Genomic DNA, 16,771 nt, shown 5'->3' on the forward strand with positions numbered 1-16,771 from the left:
CCTTGAATTACATTGCTACATCATTTTATAGTTTATAATATTTATCGTTATCCACGATCGTATTTCTTGTATCCAATATCGCCTTACTCTTCTCACCAATTAAGTGATAATCAAATCCACTATGGTTAGTAGCAATCAAAACAAGATCCGATTCATGTAAACTCTCTTCTGTCATCTCTACTGTCTTTACTAATTCTCTGTGTAATTTAAACTCCGGAATATATGGATCTACAACACACCACTCTGCACCTGTCTTTGTTAATCTATCCAATATTGGCAACACAGGAGACTCCCTATAGTCATCAATATCTTTTTTATATGCAACTCCAAGTACTAAAATTTTAGATCCTCTAAGAGCTTTCCCCTGCTCATTTAAAATCTCTGCACATCTTTGTACAACAAAATCTGGCATGCTATCATTTATCTCACCAGCAGTTTCAATCAACTTTGTATGGTAGTTGTATTCACGCGCTTTCCAAGTTAAGTACCAAGGATCTATCGGAATACAATGTCCACCTAATCCTGGACCTGGATAGAAAGGCATAAACCCGTAAGGTTTTGTAGCAGCTGCATCAATTACTTCCCAAACATCAATATCCATTTTATGACAGAGTATAGCCATTTCATTTGCTAAAGCAACATTAATATTTCTGAATGTATTTTCTAGTAGTTTTTCCATCTCTGCTACGGCTGGACTTGAAACTTCGTGAACGTCTCCCTCTAATACAGCTCGGTACATAGCTGCTGCCACTTTCGTACAGTTCTCTGTCATTCCACCAACAACTTTTGGTGTGTTTTTAGTATTGAAGTCCTTGTTACCTGGATCTACTCGCTCTGGTGAGTATGCTAGGAAGAAGTCTTCTCCACAAATCATTCCCTCAGCTTCTAAAATCGGTTTAATTAATTCTTCAGTTGTTCCTGGATAAGTTGTGCTCTCTAAGACGATTAGTGTACCTTTTGTAAAGTTATCAGCTATAGCTTTAGCAGAACTTTCAACATAAGACATATTAGGTTGCTTATAAATATCCAAGGGTGTTGGAACACAAATTGCTACTGCGTCAACCTCTTTAATAAAGGAATAATCAGATGTCGCTTTTAATTTCCCGCATTTCACTAATGCTTCCAAATCTGCAGGCAATACGTCACCTATATAGTTAATACCATCATTAACGCTATTTACTTTTTCTTCTTGAACATCAAACCCGATAACATTAAAACCAGCCTTCGCTTTTTCTACCGCTAAAGGTAAACCTACATACCCGAGTCCTACTACACCAATTGTGGCTGTTTTGGATTGTAATTTACTTATTAAATTTGCATCTAATTTTTCTAATGTGATTGTTGTCATATTAAGCTCCTTTTAATAGTTTTTTCTGAAATGCTTACAAGACTTTTTGTTTCTGCAGATTCATAAAATGCCAACACAAGATTTAAAGCATTTTTCCCGTCTTCCCCAGTTACAGAAGGCTCAAGATTGTTTTCGATTGAGTAAATCAACTCTTCAATGATTCGCTGATGTCCTGGCGTTCCCCATGGATCATCTTTTACTCTATTTATAAGTTCATTGATTTCTGACTCATTCAAATCTTCTATTTCAAGCTTTTCAAAATAAAGCGCATTAGCACCTCCGATTTTAACCGTTCCTTTTTCACCAAATATTGTAATTGATTCTTCAAAGTTCTTCGGATAGACCGTTGTTGATGCTTGAACATTTGCCAACGCGCCACTCTCAAATCGAATAACTCCTGTAGATACATCTTCTGCTTCGATATCTCGTAGTCTAGTAGCTTCCATACTAAAGATTTCTTTAGGTTTTCCCATAAACCATAAAAGAAGATCTACATTGTGTATTGATTGATTCATCAATACCCCACCGTCATGAGTTTTTGTTCCTCGCCAAGGTGCTTGATTATAATATTCTTGGCCACGATTCCAGTTGACCAAGCAATTCGCGTGACTAATTTTCCCTAATAAATTTTGATCCAGTAATTTCTTAGTTACTTGAACTGCTGTCCTAAAGCGATTCGGATGAACGATTGTCAATTTAACATTGTTCGAGTTAGCTGCTTCGATAATACGATCCGTTTCCTCAAGTGTCATTGCAATCGGCTTTTCAAGTACAATATGTTTTTTTGCTTTTGCTACTTGCTCAGCGATTGGCGCATGTAATCCACTCGGTGTACAAATACAAATAACATCAAGATCTGTATTTTTCAACATTTCTATTGAATCCGTATATGCTTTAGCTCCGTAGGTTTCAGTATAATATTCCATTGTTTCGGGAACTCTGTCACATACAGCTACTAATTTAGCAGATGGTATTTTTTCAATTGCTAAAGCATGCTTTTTTGCTATAAATCCACAACCAATTATTCCAAAATTCATTTCATATCCCCACATTCATTAATTAATAGATAAATTTCTCATTAACCTATTACTTCTCCACTAACCTCAACATTCTTCCTACAAGCAACACCAACCAAAAGTTCCTTCAACTCACTACTTGTAAGGCTAGGAATCTCCTCCAAAAGATAAACCAACTCATGCTTACTAATCGGCGCAGCCTTCCCAACATAAATCTTCGGAAACACCTTCTCACTCTGAATCTCATTTTCATTCAGAAGCTCTTCAAACAACTTCTCACCAGGGCGAATACCACTGTAATTAATCTTAATCTCATCTTCCGTATACCCAGAAAGACGAATCACGTTCTTAGCTAAATCTACTATCTTCACTGGCTCACCCATATCAAGCACAAACACTTCTCCACCTGATGCGAGTGCACCTGCCTGAATGACTAATCTTGATGCTTCAGGAATCGTCATAAAGTAACGGGTCATTTCAGGGTCGGTTACGGTGACAGGTCCGCCTGCTGCAATTTGCTTTTTAAAAAGGGGAATGACACTACCTCTTGAACCTAATACATTACCAAAACGCACAGCGGCAAATTTTGTATTACTCCCTTGTGCCAAATTTTGAATGACCATTTCAGCAAAGCGCTTGGTAGCACCCATGACATTTGGTGGGTTAACCGCTTTGTCTGTCGATACAAGAACAAAATTTTCCACATGATATTCATGTGCGGCTTCGGCTACATTTTTTGTTCCGAAAATGTTGTTTTTGACCGCTTCTTTTGGATTGATTTCCATTAGAGGTACGTGCTTATGTGCAGCTGCATGGTAGATGACGCTTGGCATATATTTTTCGACAACTTCAAAAATACGCTTTCGATCTTGTACGTCAGCAATGATTGGCACGATATCAATAGCGTCTCCATATTGATTTCGCAGCTCCATATGAATGGTGTAGATGGAGTTTTCACCATGCCCTAGTAGAATTAATTTCTCGGGATTGAATTTGCACACTTGACGACAAATCTCTGAACCGATCGAGCCTCCCGCTCCTGTCACAAGGATCGTTTTTCCTTCAAGTTTTTCCGAAATACTCTCCATATCCAACTCGACTGGATCTCTTCCAAGTAAATCTTCTACTTGAACTTCACGTATTTGGCTAACTTCGACTTTCCCTGTCATGAGATCTTCAAGCAGTGGAAGGATCTTCGTTTTTGCTGTCGTTTTTGCACACTCCGTGTAAATACGTTGAACATCCATTCTACTTAATGAAGGAATAGCGATGATAATATGCTCTATCTTAAATTCTTTGACAATCGATTCGATTTGTTTAACCCCACCAAGAACGGGGATATTCATAATCTCTAGACTATGTTTAGTAAAATCATCATCAATGTAACCAATCGGCTCAAGCTCTGAGTTTATTTTTTGATTAAGATCTCTCGCAACCATTGTTCCAGCTGCTCCAGCACCAATAATCAATGCTCGTTTGCGATCTGGATTGGGTTTGATATATGTATCACGATACATACGCCATGCAAATCGTGAACCGCCGATTAATAGAATGTGCATCATCCAGGTGATCGCTAATGTTCGTGTATATAAGGAATTTGCTACGACCAATTGTAAGATAGCAACAATCAATACAGAAAATGTGACTGCTTTAAGAATAGCAACCAATTCACTCACGCTTGAGTATGCCCAAACCTTTTTATAAAGGCCATAACGATAGGCAAAAAAGTGATGAATTAATAGTAATACAACTGAGCTAGCAACTAAGACTGGGGAATAGCTGTTTTCATATGGTAGTAATAAATAATAGCAAATAAAAATGGACGCTAAAACAATTAGCGAATCTACAAAAACAAGACTTGCAATCCTTTTCTTATAGGTCATTTTTCAGCCACCTTTCCATGAGTTTTTATTGCGAGATCTCGCACAAAAATAAATACCTAATGAAAAGGCACACTCATGTAAGCCCTTTCATTAGATATTTATTATCTAACTGTTTTATTAGAAATAATGGGCATTTAACCCATCCTCACACCACACCAATGACAAAGACTGTCTACGGTAATACATTTATGTATCTACCCACGGCGTGATCGAGTGCCCCCATTTATAATGGTACTGGAGACATTACCAGTAAGTTAATAACGATTAACTTGTATAATACAATACTATTTTGTTTTGTATAATAACTAACTACTCTTGTATATTAACACATACCACAACATGATAATAGGTGCCTTTCTTTGGAAAAAGACAATTATCGACAAATCTAGTCTCAGAACATCCTAGAGTGCAACTTTAGTGCAATAAGCACCAAAGTAATCCGTCGGAACGAAGGATTCTTTGTCGCGGTGATAAAGATTTTACTAATTCCTTTCCTAGAAGTGTAGATGATAAATCCACCACAATAACCCCCAAGGGATAACCTTCCTAGGGGGTATCGCTCGTATTTCTTAAGGCTAGACTACTTCTTTAGTTTTTCCGCCAACCATTTGATCATTTCTGACATAGTGATCTCTTCTTCGGTGCCTCTTTTGTGGGCTTGTTCTAGTAGAAGGGATAGATGTTCGTTTGTGAAGGTTGTGCTTTGAGTTTTCATCGCTGATTCGCTCCGTTTGTAGATATGCTAGTATTATACCTCAAATGGAGTCGAAAGTCCTGTTTTTTTGTATTATCTCCACACAATTCCCGACCAATTACCTTTTTTTGCATGTTGGTCGAAGTCATTTGTTAGACAAAAACAGGTAATTTTGCCGATGACTTCTGGTTTTACGTGTGTATTGTTAGGTATTGATAGTGAAAAAGTCTTTTCTAGGTAGTTGATGTCGATGGTGAGGGTGAAATCAACATTTTTATGAAGGGTAATTTTGTAGGAGCAGTCTTGAGGCAGTTCAGTTGTTTGATAACGAATACATTCTTTAAAGTAACAAATTTGTTCACGATATAGAATTGTTTTTAATTGTTTAAAGAAGGAGCTCTCAGGTAAGTGGTCAACGTTTGACACACGTTGATACTCTCGAAAATCCTTTCTCAACTTACTTAAATAAGCCGGAAAAGCTCCAGTGAATTGTGCATTATACATCATCATCAAAACCTCCAATATATCCAATATATGATACGAATACATCATACAACAAAATATAAGGAAGATTATATAAAATATAGAAAAAATTCTCTTTTTAACGAAATGCAATTAAAAATTTGTTGAACTTCATAACGATTTGTCATACATAGATAAAATTTATTTTATCTTTTGAAAGAGGCACTTGCACTCCTTTCTCATGTATTTAAAAATCTTCTAACTACACTCTACACTTGCAATCATATCATCATCTAACTTTTTATTCGCGAGCCACTGTAGAAATTCGATTTCATTTTGTTCAAGTTCTCTGTCTAATTTCTCCTCAAACTCATCTTGTAATCTTTTTAACTTCATTAGTGATTCACTCATATGCTTACCTCCTTAGATGTTTGAATATTACAAATATAATATTATTCTATTATATAGTATTCTATATTCTATTATATAGTACTCCTAAACCATTTTAACAATACGTCATACGCTTATTTATTTCGTAATGAATATTTTTCGTTTCCCCTTGATTTTGTTGCTATCGTAAATATAATTATCTAGATAGGAATCGGGTGAACGAAATGGCGTTTTATGAACATTTACGACAATATCGACTTGAAGTGCTAAATATTCCACAAGACAAAGCGGCACAAATGATGAATATTGAACAATCTACATTATCAAACTACGAGCTTGGCAGACGGCAAATCCCAATAGACATGCTTGTACTTTGGAAACAAAAATACGAAATTGATGACGGTACATTTATCAATATGCTTTTAGATCGTGATAAAGTCGCAGATCGAATTCGTGAAGAAAGCACCGAACTTCGTGCCCAATATGAAGATCGGGAAACCATCGAATTAATGCAGTTCCTTGAGCTATACCCAACCCTTCACGAACATTTACAAACATTATCGACGCTTCCAACAGCAAGGCAGAAAAAGAACGTTGAAGGATTAATTAACCTAATAAAAGCAGTTAAACATTTCACCTAACCAAAGCTTTTAGAGACTTCGATCGATCGTTCTCTAAAGGCTTTTTTTATTGATCTCTTTTTTCATGAATATGTAAGTCACAATTAATTATGACTTTTTTCTTGAAAATGTTTCTAACAGTGACAACATTCTCTTTTTTCTTTACAATAGAATAAGCGTGTGAAAATGGGAGGTTCAATGATGAATTTTCGTTTTTTTCAAGGGTTAAAAGAACCTTCAGTTTTTCTAGAAAGCTGGAAGACAGTCGAGTCATTTACAAATATACGAAGCAGGATGTTTGCACTTTTTTTTATAAGTAGTGTGATTTTTGGAGTTGTTGGGTGGATCGGTATGGGAAGCCAAACGTGGTCAGGGCAATTTGTAACAGCGTATGGGTTAGAATATGATCTTCAACGATTTTATTTTTTTCTCGGGAGAATATTACTAGGAATTTTATATATTGCGGTCCTATTACTTTTCCCTGCACTTCTTTATTGGTTGCTTGCCGACGAGCATTCGTATCGAAAATTTGTTATGATACAAATTTTTCCTATATCTATTTTATTGCTTGAGCAGTTACTGTTCATTCTTTTAATGGTTTGGCAAGGAATTGATTGGCATTCGTCTCCATTCTCATTAGGAGTGATTGGCCAACTTGTCATTGAACATCAGTGGACCATTTATTTCTTAGGATCTATTTCTCTATTTAAAATATGGGTCATGTATTGGCAGTTCTTATCCCTACGAATCGTCACAACGTTAAAATGGTGGGTGGTCTTCGTTATTATTTTAGCAATGAACACCTTGTTTTGGGCTATTACTGCTACGTTTGCCACGTTGAATTTTCACCAATACTTGTATAGCTAAAGGAGGCAAACAACTTGAATACTCGGAATAAATGGATGGGTGTCGGCTTACTGGCTCTGTTGTTTGTCGGATCGAATCTTTATTTAATTAAAACAGATGCTGACTTGATTGATCGTACGTCGATCGTCCATGATCAAAAGCAAGCTCAAATAGAAAATCTTCAACATTTGCTAGTGAAAAACGGTGTGATCGATACTGCAGCTGAACAACATGTGTATTTTTCTGAGCAGTTGGGTATGTTTACTCGTTTTCTAGTAGAGGAAGGACAAATGGTTACACAAGGTACGCCACTCTATGAATATACGGTTTTAGATTTGGAAGAGCAGAGGTTGCTGTTCGAATCAGAAGCAGAGCAACTTTCAAGCGAAATTTCTTCACTTGAAAGCTACATTGGAGAGTTATCATCAATCGAGAGTCAACTACCTTCAGGCTCCTCTCCATCAACAACGAATACACCAACAAATTCATTAGAAGATGAAGAATTGATGATCACAATCGGACTTGAAGTTGGCATTGATATCACTGATGCGACGATTGATCAAACGCGATCCATTTTAAATCAAAAAATCGGTGAACAGGAAGCGGTCATTGGTCGTTTAGAAGCTGAACAGGAGAAATTCGAACGATTAATTAGCGGTTTAGAAGAAAGCCCAGTTGTAACGATTGAAAGTGAATTTGACGGAAAGATTGCTAATTTAGCAGAAGATATGGGTAACCCGCTTATTACTATACATACAGAGAGCCTTGTTTCTAAGTCAACGTTAACCGAGGCTGAAGCAAGAGAAGTGTTGACTGGCATGTCTTCACGCGTGACTTCACCAGTTGCGAATGCGACGGTTGATGGTGCAGTTTTGACAAATACTCAAATTCCCGAAGAACAACCTGTACTCGGTTCAAACAGCTTGTACCCGGTTGCTATCGACCTCTTTGAGCAAGGTAACGAATGGTTTATCGGCCAGCATGTTGTTAATGAAATTGTTTTAGATGAGTCATTGGACGCGACGACTGTTCCGATTATTAGTTTAGATGAGCAGCAGCGTGTCAATGTTCTTTCTGCGACAGGACTTGTGGAGCCACGCATGGTTGAGTTTGGATTACGCGTGGAAGATCGTCAGGAAGCGTTGGACAACGTTGCCCCTGGTGAATGGATCGTCGCTGACCCTAAGCAGGTTGAACGTTTCAATTCGCCATACCTTGCTCAGATGACGATCAAGCGATTAACGTTTGATAATCTGGATCACATGGCGACCCGTGATAATTGGAAGCATTTGTTGCTAGGTGTATTACCTCATTAAATGACTCAAATGGACCCCCGTATACTTTTGTGTGTACGGGGGTCTTGTTTTGATTGAGAATGTATTAGATTTAGGATTCGGGTGAAGTAGGTGCGTATCTACCCTTCACGTGCAATCTTTTTCACCCCTCATCATATTGGTCTTTTTAGAAACTTACATCCTCACAGTTCGTTTTTCCTCCAAAATGGAGTATAATAAAAGGTACGTTTTTTTGATTTTTTAAAGGTGGTAGTTACTATATGAGTTTTCATTCTCAATCATTTACAAATGGTATTGAGCAATTGGAATCAAAGCTTTTTAGACAATTTTTACCCTCAAATCAGCAGGACGAACGCCTTATTCAAAAAGGACTTTTCTTATATAGACAAGGTACCGTGTATGATGTTGCCTACGAATCCTCACTTCAAATGCTTCGTGCGAAGGTGCGGGATGTTTATCAAGTGAATGTCCGTATTTCACTTGATCCTGCGAAAGCCAGTAGCTGTAGCTGTCCAGAAGAGCAGTGGTGCCGACATCGCATGGCCGTATTTTTTAAGTTTTACCAGCAAACCGCAAGCGTAAGTCAGTGGATCACGCGTTGGCGGAATCAAAAATCAACGCTTCTTAAAGCTCAAAAATCCCCCGAAGCTTGGAAACAGATTGTGCAGCAAGCAGTTTCCAAATTAAATTATTCACAGCTAATTGATCAACCTTTTTTACTTGATCATTACGTACAAAACGCACTTATGACGATTCAAAAACAAGCGCCTATGGAAAAAGAGTGGAAACCTTTATATGATTTACACACAATGTTTTGGTTGTTCATTACTCTTTCAAAAGGGTTCTCATCTGCCCAACCGAATGCGCTAAAACATGAAGACGTGATGGATACTTTGACTCGCATGTTAGAAGAGATGGAAGATGCCATGTCAGATTTGGCTGTGTATGCTCGCCCATTTGCATTCGATCCTTTTTTGAAAGACTTACGCATCGGTTCGCGTGAGTTGTTAGAGGATGTGTCGTCACAGGTCTCGTTTTCAGTTTACTCACTTTTATGGTTTCAACTTTTCACAACGAAAGCGTGGAGAGAAAATGAACTTGAACAACTTACAGAACGAAATAATGACACAGAAGAACTATATTTCGCACGAACGGCTCTTGCGCTACTACTAATGAAAAATGATGTTTGGAAAGAACAATTCCACTTGTCTTCTCCATCCATTGTCCCCCATGCGGTGCGATGGATGGAATGGCTGTTGTGGGATGACCGTGCCTTGGCAGCTGTCACCATTTTAAAAGCGTTACCAAAAAAAGTTCCTGCTTATTTGGACTCGTTCACACTTGATTCGGAGAAACGCTCTTTTTCACTTTGGTTGATCCGCAAGCTTGAGCCAAGCAAAATACGCATGCAGTCACCTGAGTCAACGATAGCTGTGTATGAATCGCTACTTCCGTATAGTTCACGTCATTTAGGCTCGTTATTACTTGATTCTGGGCGTTATAAAGAGTGGGTTGAGCTTGTTCATTGGATTGGCTTTTCGCCAGAAGAACTTCAAATCACTGGATTTAAACAGCTTCTTGAAGAGCGACCAGATTTGTCGGTCCCTATTCTTCATCAATGGATCGAAGAGTTAATCGCACAAAGACAACGTGATAGTTACCGTAAAGCCGTTGGTTATTTGAAAAAATTAAAGAAAATTTACACACAAAGTAAACAAACGTCAAAATGGGATCGGTATTTTCATTCGATTTTACAGCAACATAAACGACTACGTGCTTTTCAAGAAGAATGCAAAAGGGGGAAGTTGATTAATGTGGATGAGTGATCTCAAAATGATCGATGTAACATCACTACCAGACGGTCATTTCTCCTTACAGGTTAGCAGTAAGGATGGTGAAACACTCGATCCTTTTAAATGGAAGAACCAACTGCTTTTATGGCACAAGGAAAGTTATCACGGAACGCTGCTTAAACAACACGACAAAGCCCATGCACACAGCATTGTGCTCGATAGCTGGGCGCTCCTCACATTATTTGCACAACCGAGTTTCCACGGACGAATTGAGTGGAATTTATCTCCTAATGCACAGTTTTATTATGATGTGGCTCCACTGCTTTTTGAGTGGATCACAGAAGGTAAATGGCTTGACGAATGGCACCACCAGGACACACAACAAGATAAGCGTTTTTCGATGACGTTAAGCGAGGACTTTTGGGCAGAGTGGGCAGATATCGCGCATGAGGACGCTGAGCCACTCGCAAGCGAATCAAAAGAGCATGTTAACGAATGGTATCAGCAATCTATTGCATTCTTTTTTGAGCATCACCATCGCAGTCAGGGGCTAGCAGAGAGAATTTTTAATCAAGACCATGCACTCACAGCTGAAGATTTGGCAACCTATTTTGATGAAGATAAATGGGCTTCTTGGATCCAAGAAAAGGATTTAACACATCCCTACCGTTTTGGCATTCGTTTTGAAGAGCCTGAATCTGAAGAAGGACTTTGGACCATGCAGCCATTTTTGCGTGATCAACGCCGCGCAGATTGGACGTATGATTTAACTATGTCATTGCCACTCGAGCGTTCGCTTCCTGATCGCTGGAAAAAGGAAAAACAGGAAATTGAACAAGAGCTAGCTCGCTGGGTTCGTCTGATTCCTTATTTGAAGAGTGAAGACGAGTGGCAAACGGAAATGACCGAAGAACGCGCATGGTTGTTTTTAACGGAGGGAAGTCAAAAGCTTCTTGCGCTCGATGTGGAGATTTTACTTCCATCATGGTGGAAATCGATTCAGCAATCAAATGTTTCCCTAAAAGCTGCAGTTAAAGGTGATCGCAGCTACCGTCCTTCCTTTGTTGGACTTGATGCGCTTGTAGATTACGATTGGAAGGTATCAATCAATGGAAGCGATATGACCGATGAAGAGTTCAATGATCTAGTTAATGAAAAACGTCGCTTTGTTCAAATTAACGGCGATTGGATCGCGCTAGACCCTGCACTTATCGCACGTATTCAACAAGCAATGTCCACTGCAAAAAAACGTGGGATTCGCATGCAAGATTTACTAGAACAAGAGCTCGACCAAGCGGAAAATGAAGATGAAGATGCAATGAGTGATGAACAAGATGGCTTACGTATTCAATATGAATTAAATCGATCGATGAAATCCATGATGGATACACTTGCGGATGTTGGAAAAATCCCGCTCATCGCTCCTCCATCTCTCTTGAAGGGTACGTTACGTCCGTACCAGCAGCAAGGGTTTAGCTGGATGAATTTTTTACGTTCAAATCGATTTGGTGCATGCTTAGCAGATGATATGGGTCTTGGTAAAACGATTCAATTGATCAGCTATATGCTTCATATAAAAGAAACTGAAACCTTGAAGACACCGTTTTTAATCGTCTGTCCAACGTCTGTTTTAGGCAACTGGCAGCGTGAAATTGAGCGTTTTTCACCAAGTTTATCGCTTTATTTGCATTATGGGGCAAATCGTGCAAAAAAAGATTCATTTAATCAAGCGATCCAAAAAGCAGATGTCGTGCTTACTTCATATGGTTTGTGTCATGCCGACCAAGAAGTGCTTACTTCCATTCAATGGTCAGCTGTCGCGTTAGATGAAGCGCAGAACATTAAGAATCCACATACAAAGCAATCAAGAGCGATTAGACAGCTTCAAGGGCAACATCATATCGCTTTAACTGGTACACCTATGGAAAATCGACTATCGGAACTTTGGGCTATTTTTGATTTTATCAATCACGGGTATCTTGGTTCCTTGTCAAACTTCCGTCAACATTATATTGTGCCGATTGAACGAGATAACTCGGAAGCGTTAACGAGAAAGCTCCAAGGTCGAATACGTCCATTTTTACTGAGACGAACAAAAAACGATCCAGCTGTCGGTTTGAATTTACCTTCAAAAATCGAGCAAAAAGAATTCTGTCCATTAACGTCAGAGCAAGCTTCGCTGTATGAACAGCTTGTTAAAGACACCCTTGAGAAAGTGCCAACATTGAGTGGAATTGAACGCAAGGGAATGGTTTTACAAATGCTAAACAAATTAAAACAACTTTGCGATCACCCAGCTTTATTTTTAAAAGAGTTAGATCCTGACCACCTCGTCGCTCGCTCTGAAAAAATGTTGAAGCTAATGGATTTAGTGGAACAAATCATGGAAGCAGACGAAGGAACGATTATTTTCACCCAGTACATTTCGATGGGCAACATGATCAAGAGGGCTCTCGAGAATGAATACGGGGTCACGGTTCCGTTTTTAAATGGATCTACACCGAAAAATCGCCGGGATGAAATGGTTGAGCAATTCCAGAGTGGAAAGTTCCCTATTTTCATTTTGTCGTTGAAAGCAGGAGGAACAGGGTTAACACTTACGGCTGCAAATCATGTCGTTCATTATGATCGTTGGTGGAATCCAGCTGTTGAGAATCAAGCAACAGACCGTGCATATCGAATTGGTCAAAAGCGTTTTGTACATGTTCATAAATTTATTAGTTCTGGTACAGTTGAAGAAAAAATTGATTTAATGCTCGAGAAAAAACAGACGTTGAATGACGAAATTATTAAAGGTGACCAATGGATCACCGAGCTGTCAAATAAAGAGCTTGAGGATTTATTGCTATTGTCAGATTAACATACGAAGCGCCCCAGTCGATCTAGCAAACTGGGGCTTATTCATTGCGGAGAAGGTACAGCGAAGTTACCACTATATTTCGAAGTTTTGTTAGAGGAATGATTTTAGAACATTATTATCGAATGGTTTCTACATGGAGATGTTCTTCTTTCGCGGGTAATTCGACAGAATTTTTGACTGGTGTAAATGCGAGGCGTTTGGGTTCAAGAAAGCGGACGGATTCAGCTACAACTTCAGTCATAAAATGCCGATTGCCGTCTTCACGATCAAAGTTGCGTGTTTGGAGCCTTCCTGTGATGCCCACGAGTGAACCTTTCGCACAGTACTCAGACGTGTTTTCAGCGTTACGATTCCACATGGTACATCGAACGAAATCAGCATCCTTTTCACCGTTTTGATTTTTAAATGGACGAGTGACAGCAACAATAACAGATAATACATGCTTTCCATTGCCAATTGCCCGAAGCTCTGGGTCCTTTGTCAACCGACCAACAAGTGTTACTTGGTTAATTATTTCCCCCTCCTTTCGTAAGGATAAGGTCATCATAGCGCATCTATTTTTTGTTGTAAAACAGTGAAAAAATGCTTTTTGTGTAAAATTTTAAAGAAAAAGAATTTTTTCTCTAAGAGGTTTATCTCTTTTATCATTTTATTTACATGAAAAAAATATTTAAGCTATCTTATTCAATTTTTTTCTCGACATAGATATAGGGTGGTATGTGCGAATCCCCTGCGCTTATGGAAATGTGTAGAAACTCGCACGTAATGGTATAATAAGTAAACATAAAATAAACAGGAAGGAGGGCTTGATGATGAAGACATTTAAACTGATTAAACTACAAATCGTTGAAAGCGATAATACACGTAATTTCTCGCTCCTTGATGGACTGATTATCAATAAAGAAGATGACAAACATACGTGGATATTAGAAGCATTTTTACGTGATGATGACCTGGATTATTTTCAGCGCATCCAACAAAAACGTGAAGACATCGAAGTTCTTGCGGTGATTACAAATGAACGAAATGATCCAGCATCCCTATTTGCTCAAGTGCATGAAGTCCGCCAGATTGGCGATAAGGTGAGCGTGTTATTTAAAGGACAACTAAAAAATCAACGTAATGAATATGCTGGTCAATTACTTGACCATCTCGTATCCCACACCGATTTAACTGGTAACGCTCTTATAGATACTTTTCGCGAGCAAATGAAGAAGCGACCGAGGCTAAATAAAAGTTAAGACATTTTATCTTTTAGAAATTGTAAGGGGATGTATGAAAACGCAGAACCTAAAATATGAATTTGACCGAAGCAATTCTGCGGATTTCCATGTATAACCTGCAGACCCTCTGGATCTTATAGGTGATTAAACTACTGTCATATATGTAAAAAGGGGATCTCTCCCCCTTTCAAAACTTAACTAAGTCGTTACTGATTACTCACCCATATTGTTTCTGTCTTTACGTTCACGCTTGTTTTCATCATTAAAAGGGTCTTCTTCATTATTTAATTTTTTATCACGCATTAGATCTTCTTCTTCATTTTTTCTGTCGTTCATATTATTGTTAATGGTATTTTCACGATCAACCGCTTTTTCAATATCACGGTTTGGTTCATTCATTAACGATTCGTTTGCCTCGTCATTCATGTTACATCCAACCATTAAAGCGGCTGCCACCATGGTACCTGCTGTAACCTTAAGCACTTTATTCATTCAAGCCTTCTCCCCCTTCGAAATTAAATGACCTTTAATGGTCTTTCGTAGTTTCTCCATGGGAAGATGATTTATGTATTTAAAAGCGGAGGGCTCAATAAATGTAGGGAAACAGCGAGGGAGGTGTTCTTTACCACCGCAGCTGGATCACTTACGACCTGAGAACCTGCTTGGGATGAAGCTACCTTCATTTATTTTATCCCCATATTTGGACATAATAAAAACGAAAGCTAGGAACAATCACCTCATTCCTACTTTCGTTTGACATACTTTTATTTTAATGCAAACGTGATTTCCGTTTCGCAAGCAATTTCACCGTCGATAGTTGCTGTTGCTTTGCCTTTACCGATCGGACCTTTGACACGCACAATTTCTACTTCCAAACGAAGCTGATCACCAGGTTTCACTTGACGCTTGAATCGGCAATTATTGATTCCAGCGAAAAATGCTAATTTGCCTTTGTACTCTTCTTGTTTAAGTATGGCAACCGCACCTGTTTGAGCAAGTGCTTCCACAATTAATACACCAGGCATTACTGGGTAATCTGGAAAATGACCATTGAAAAATTCTTCATTTGCTGTGACATTTTTAATGCCGATTGCGCGTTTGCCCTCATCGATCTCAATAATTTTATCAATAAGTAAAAAAGGATAACGATGTGGAATAATTTCTTTAATTTGTTGTGTATCTAACATGAATAATCCCCCTGTTTTCTTTATTTAGCATCTTTCATCACAAGGTCTAAAATGTGCGTCCACGTTTCTTTCTTCAAGACATCTTGAGGATCACCGTCTCCAATGACGCCGTACCCGACCATTAGCCCAATAATCAAACTTGCTGATATTAGCGCGATGACTAGTGCCAGTCTTATTAGGATGGGAAATCGGCGGATTTGTACCCATTTTGGTGTGCGTTTTTTTGTTGATCTTGCTCTTGTTCTTCATTCGTCGAAGATTTTTCCTCAAACGATCGTGTTTGTTTCATAAATAAAAACTCCTTTAACGCATTCCGTTTACAAGACCAGCCATTTGGTCTGACATGGAGATTGCTCTTGAGAGAAATTGGTAATTGCGTTGAACTTCTATTAAATCAGTATACGCTGTTGTTAAGTCCACGTTTGATTGTTCAAGTGTACCTTGTTCGAGACCGATTTGCTGACGAAGCTCTCCTTCCATTTGAACCATCACTTCGCCAGGAAACACACCAAGCTCTTCTAAATTATTGGGCATACTGAGGTACCCACTGGCTACGCGTTCCATGAGTTGAGGACGTTGAATGTTCACAACGCCTAAGTCAACCTCTTGCTGTACTCCATTAGCTGAAACTTGTAATGTCCCGGTGTTAGTCAATCGAATATTATCAACCGGACCATCAAATACAATAATTTCATCATTTTGATTCAAAAGCGCATTCCCTTGTCCATCAACAAGCATAACTTCATCATCATTGATTGGTGTAAAATAAAACGCACCAGCTCGAGTGAAGTTTTGTTCTTGATCCCCATTTGCACCTTGTATAAGTACTTTAAAGTATTGATTTTCTGCGGTGAATCCAAAATCTAACGAGCGGTCCGTTCCTTGCAAACTACCTTGCTTCCCATTCAACTGGGATTGAGCTATTTTCGCACCATTTCCCATTCGAATACCGAGCGGTGTTTGACGATCTGCATCGTCGCCTCGTTGGTTTTGAAATTCCTGTGTTAATAAAGATGTGAACGTTGCTGTACTTTGTTTATAGCCAATTGTGTCTACATTTGCGATGTTATTTGAAATGATGTCTAATTGTTGTTGCAATTGTCCCAACGTGTTTGTTGCCGTTACCATATTTCGAGTCATTGTAAGTTCCCCTT

General features: G+C 38.7%; 17 protein-coding genes. 6 read left to right on the top strand and 11 right to left on the bottom strand.

The genetic code is table 11. The features are described 5' to 3' along the window. Positions 1-25: 25 nt before the first annotated feature. From AB1471_RS03200 to AB1471_RS03220, 6 genes are all read right to left on the bottom strand, one after another. The gene (locus AB1471_RS03200; RefSeq protein WP_367778156.1) at positions 26-1,348 is read right to left on the bottom strand and encodes a nucleotide sugar dehydrogenase; all 1,323 of its coding nucleotides are present in this window, start codon (positions 1,346-1,348) and stop codon (positions 26-28) included. Further along, on the bottom strand, positions 1,345-2,385 hold the full coding sequence (locus AB1471_RS03205) for a Gfo/Idh/MocA family protein (RefSeq protein WP_367778157.1): 1,041 nt from the start codon (positions 2,383-2,385) through the stop codon (positions 1,345-1,347). The genes AB1471_RS03200 and AB1471_RS03205 overlap by 4 nt, the downstream gene beginning before the upstream one ends. A gap of 41 nt (positions 2,386-2,426) precedes the next feature. After that, positions 2,427-4,247 (bottom strand): polysaccharide biosynthesis protein, encoded by a 1,821-nt coding sequence (locus AB1471_RS03210; protein WP_367778158.1) that lies wholly within the window; start codon positions 4,245-4,247, stop codon positions 2,427-2,429. Positions 4,248-4,827: 580 nt separating this feature from the next. Beyond that, positions 4,828-4,962, bottom strand: a complete 135-nt coding sequence (locus AB1471_RS18485) for a YwzD family small protein (protein ID WP_496350327.1) — start codon at positions 4,960-4,962, stop codon at positions 4,828-4,830. Positions 4,963-5,034: 72 nt separating this feature from the next. Then, positions 5,035-5,448 (bottom strand): hypothetical protein, encoded by a 414-nt coding sequence (locus AB1471_RS03215; RefSeq protein WP_367778159.1) that lies wholly within the window; start codon positions 5,446-5,448, stop codon positions 5,035-5,037. A gap of 213 nt (positions 5,449-5,661) precedes the next feature. Further along, on the bottom strand, positions 5,662-5,814 hold the full coding sequence (locus AB1471_RS03220; RefSeq protein ID WP_367778160.1) for a hypothetical protein: 153 nt from the start codon (positions 5,812-5,814) through the stop codon (positions 5,662-5,664). Between the two features lie 203 nt (positions 5,815-6,017). Between AB1471_RS03220 and AB1471_RS03225 the strand changes: the two genes are divergently transcribed. From AB1471_RS03225 to AB1471_RS03245, 5 genes are all read left to right on the top strand, one after another. After that, a complete protein-coding gene (locus AB1471_RS03225) occupies positions 6,018-6,434 on the top strand; it encodes a helix-turn-helix domain-containing protein (protein ID WP_367778161.1) in 417 nt (138 codons plus the stop codon). A 180-nt stretch (positions 6,435-6,614) separates the two neighbouring features. Then, on the top strand, positions 6,615-7,280 hold the full coding sequence (locus AB1471_RS03230) for a hypothetical protein (protein WP_367778162.1): 666 nt from the start codon (positions 6,615-6,617) through the stop codon (positions 7,278-7,280). A gap of 14 nt (positions 7,281-7,294) precedes the next feature. Beyond that, positions 7,295-8,575, top strand: coding sequence for an efflux RND transporter periplasmic adaptor subunit (locus tag AB1471_RS03235; protein WP_367778163.1), 1,281 nt, complete (start codon positions 7,295-7,297; stop codon positions 8,573-8,575). Between the two features lie 239 nt (positions 8,576-8,814). Further along, positions 8,815-10,380 (top strand): SWIM zinc finger family protein, encoded by a 1,566-nt coding sequence (locus AB1471_RS03240; RefSeq protein ID WP_367778164.1) that lies wholly within the window; start codon positions 8,815-8,817, stop codon positions 10,378-10,380. Further along, on the top strand, positions 10,367-13,207 hold the full coding sequence (locus AB1471_RS03245) for a DEAD/DEAH box helicase (protein ID WP_367778165.1): 2,841 nt from the start codon (positions 10,367-10,369) through the stop codon (positions 13,205-13,207). The genes AB1471_RS03240 and AB1471_RS03245 overlap by 14 nt, the downstream gene beginning before the upstream one ends. A 115-nt stretch (positions 13,208-13,322) precedes the next feature. On the opposite strand, the gene AB1471_RS03250 is transcribed toward AB1471_RS03245, so the two are convergent. Further along, on the bottom strand, positions 13,323-13,721 hold the full coding sequence (locus tag AB1471_RS03250) for a single-stranded DNA-binding protein (protein WP_367778666.1): 399 nt from the start codon (positions 13,719-13,721) through the stop codon (positions 13,323-13,325). 298 nt (positions 13,722-14,019) lie between these two features. On the opposite strand from AB1471_RS03250, the gene AB1471_RS03255 reads away from it, so the two are divergent. Then, positions 14,020-14,448 (top strand): YwpF family protein, encoded by a 429-nt coding sequence (locus AB1471_RS03255; RefSeq protein ID WP_367778166.1) that lies wholly within the window; start codon positions 14,020-14,022, stop codon positions 14,446-14,448. A 195-nt stretch (positions 14,449-14,643) separates the two neighbouring features. Here the strand turns inward: AB1471_RS03255 and AB1471_RS03260 are convergent, their stop codons facing one another. From AB1471_RS03260 to AB1471_RS03275, 4 genes are all read right to left on the bottom strand, one after another. Beyond that, positions 14,644-14,922, bottom strand: a complete 279-nt coding sequence (locus AB1471_RS03260) for a hypothetical protein (RefSeq protein ID WP_367778167.1) — start codon at positions 14,920-14,922, stop codon at positions 14,644-14,646. 272 nt (positions 14,923-15,194) lie between these two features. Beyond that, a complete protein-coding gene (gene fabZ / locus AB1471_RS03265) occupies positions 15,195-15,617 on the bottom strand; it encodes a 3-hydroxyacyl-ACP dehydratase FabZ (RefSeq protein ID WP_367778168.1) in 423 nt (140 codons plus the stop codon). A 20-nt stretch (positions 15,618-15,637) separates the two neighbouring features. Continuing rightward, complete coding sequence (locus AB1471_RS18315; RefSeq protein ID WP_437342333.1) at positions 15,638-15,814, bottom strand: DNA-directed RNA polymerase subunit beta; 177 nt, start codon at positions 15,812-15,814, stop codon at positions 15,638-15,640. Between the two features lie 106 nt (positions 15,815-15,920). Continuing rightward, on the bottom strand, positions 15,921-16,757 hold the full coding sequence (locus AB1471_RS03275; protein ID WP_367778170.1) for a flagellar hook-basal body protein: 837 nt from the start codon (positions 16,755-16,757) through the stop codon (positions 15,921-15,923). Positions 16,758-16,771 lie beyond the last annotated feature (14 nt).

Origin of the sequence: Jeotgalibacillus marinus (genome assembly GCF_040801915.1) — a bacterium.
Classification (GTDB): domain Bacteria; phylum Bacillota; class Bacilli; order Bacillales; family Jeotgalibacillaceae; genus Jeotgalibacillus; species Jeotgalibacillus marinus.

Bases quoted from the DNA above. Each gene is read 5' to 3' on its own strand.
- AB1471_RS03200 (WP_367778156.1), bottom strand. From the start codon at position 1,348: ATGACAACAATCACATTAGAAAAATTAGATGCAAATTTAATAAGTAAA.
- AB1471_RS03205 (WP_367778157.1), bottom strand. From the start codon at position 2,385: ATGAATTTTGGAATAATTGGTTGTGGATTTATAGCAAAAAAGCATGCT.
- AB1471_RS03210 (WP_367778158.1), bottom strand. From the start codon at position 4,247: ATGACCTATAAGAAAAGGATTGCAAGTCTTGTTTTTGTAGATTCGCTA.
- AB1471_RS18485 (WP_496350327.1), bottom strand. From the start codon at position 4,962: ATGAAAACTCAAAGCACAACCTTCACAAACGAACATCTATCCCTTCTA.
- AB1471_RS03215 (WP_367778159.1), bottom strand. From the start codon at position 5,448: ATGATGTATAATGCACAATTCACTGGAGCTTTTCCGGCTTATTTAAGT.
- AB1471_RS03220 (WP_367778160.1), bottom strand. From the start codon at position 5,814: ATGAGTGAATCACTAATGAAGTTAAAAAGATTACAAGATGAGTTTGAG.
- AB1471_RS03225 (WP_367778161.1), top strand. From the start codon at position 6,018: ATGGCGTTTTATGAACATTTACGACAATATCGACTTGAAGTGCTAAAT.
- AB1471_RS03230 (WP_367778162.1), top strand. From the start codon at position 6,615: ATGAATTTTCGTTTTTTTCAAGGGTTAAAAGAACCTTCAGTTTTTCTA.
- AB1471_RS03240 (WP_367778164.1), top strand. From the start codon at position 8,815: ATGAGTTTTCATTCTCAATCATTTACAAATGGTATTGAGCAATTGGAA.
- AB1471_RS03245 (WP_367778165.1), top strand. From the start codon at position 10,367: ATGTGGATGAGTGATCTCAAAATGATCGATGTAACATCACTACCAGAC.
- AB1471_RS03255 (WP_367778166.1), top strand. From the start codon at position 14,020: ATGAAGACATTTAAACTGATTAAACTACAAATCGTTGAAAGCGATAAT.
- AB1471_RS03260 (WP_367778167.1), bottom strand. From the start codon at position 14,922: ATGAATAAAGTGCTTAAGGTTACAGCAGGTACCATGGTGGCAGCCGCT.
- fabZ (WP_367778168.1), bottom strand. From the start codon at position 15,617: ATGTTAGATACACAACAAATTAAAGAAATTATTCCACATCGTTATCCT.
- AB1471_RS03275 (WP_367778170.1), bottom strand. From the start codon at position 16,757: ATGACTCGAAATATGGTAACGGCAACAAACACGTTGGGACAATTGCAA.